2 protein-coding genes are annotated in these 1,397 nt (G+C 73.1%); both read right to left on the bottom strand.

Features of this window, described 5'->3' with window-relative positions:
* Window positions 1-1,006 (bottom strand): sensor histidine kinase (locus ACFYO0_RS46435; RefSeq protein ID WP_388688521.1); only part of this gene is annotated, 1,006 nt, incomplete at its 3' end.
* A gap of 9 nt (window positions 1,007-1,015) precedes the next feature.
* Window positions 1,016-1,397, bottom strand: a 382-nt coding sequence (locus tag ACFYO0_RS46430) for a winged helix-turn-helix domain-containing protein (protein WP_388688518.1), incomplete at its 5' end; no start/stop codon positions are given.

Below are 1,397 nucleotides of genomic sequence, written 5' to 3'. Positions count from 1 at the left end.
TGAGCGGGACGCCCGCGCCGGCGAAGGCGGCCCGCCAGGCGTCGACCCGGTGTCTCACCACGGCTGAGACGTCGACCTGTGCGCGTTCCGCCTCGGACGCCTCCGCCCTGGCCAGCCGCAGCAGCCCGTCGAGCATCTCCCCGAACCGGCCTGCCTCCTCCACGGCGAAGTGCAGTTCGCTCAGACCGCGCGGGTCGTTCACGTACTCCTCGAGGTTCTCCACCCGCAGCCGGAGCGCGGTCAGCGGATTGCGCAGTTGGTGGGACGCCTGTGCCACGAACGCCCGCTGCTGCTCCTGGGCGGCGTGCATGCTGTCCGCCATCACGTTGAAATGGTTGGCGAGGCGGCGCAGTTCGGGGGCACCCGCACGCTCCGACACACGGGTCTTCAGGCGCCCGAGGGCGACCTCATGGGTGGCGCGGTCCAGGTCGTGGACAGGGCGGAGCACCCAGCGGACCACCGGCGCCGCGACCGCGATCACCACCAGGACCAGTGCCGCGAGGCTGCCCAGTATCACCAGCGTCAGATGGTCGGCCACCTCGGAACGCGCCCGGTCGGTGGGGGAGACGATCAGCACGGCACCCAGCACACGGCCGTCGCGCCGGACCGGCTCGGCCAGCACGAAAGGCCGGTCGTCCCACGGCCACCACACACTGGGCTGCTCGGGAGGACGGTCGGCGAGGGCGAGCAGCAGCGCCGACCGCACCTGCGGCTCCTCCAGGTCGACGGGGCGCGAGGCGACCACGGTCTCGCTGTCGGCGTCCACCACCGCGACGCGTGAGTCGTAGAGGTTCGCGTAGCGGTCGGCGGCGGCCTCCAGCCGGCCGGTCCGCCCCGACTCCAGGGCAGTGGCGGCCATGTCCGCGAACCAGGCGCCGTCCTCGACCCGCCCGATGAACGAGCTCTGGACCGTACGCTCAGCGGTGGCCCGCACCAAGGGCAGGCTGAGCGCGACGATCAGACCGGCGACCAGGACGAAGACGATGACAAGCAGTCGGCGGCGCATCCGGCATCCTCACTCGCCCGCCGCCGCCGGACCGCCGGCCTCCGCGCCACCACTGTCGACTCCCGGACCAGCGTCACCCCCGCGACCACGGGCCACCCCCGGACCGGCGGAGAGCCGGTACCCGAAGCCGCGCACGGTCTGCACCAGGCCCCCCGCCCGCCCCAGCTTGCCGCGCAGGGTGGCCACATGGACGTCGAGGGTGCGGGACATACCGTCGTACGTCGTCTGCCACACCTCCACCACGATCCGGTCGCGTGGCACCGCGGCGCCGTCCGCGCGGGCCAGCAGGGCGAGAATCTCGAACTCCTTGCGGGCCAGGGTGATACTCCGCCCGTCCACGGTGACCGTGCGCCGCCCGAGGTCGACCTCCAGGCCGTCGACGGCGACGAGC

Origin of the sequence: Streptomyces sp. NPDC006365, assembly GCF_042870755.1 — a bacterium.
Classification (GTDB): Bacteria; Actinomycetota; Actinomycetes; order Streptomycetales; family Streptomycetaceae; genus Streptomyces; species Streptomyces xiangluensis.
This window is presented reverse-complemented; position numbering and strand designations above follow the sequence as displayed.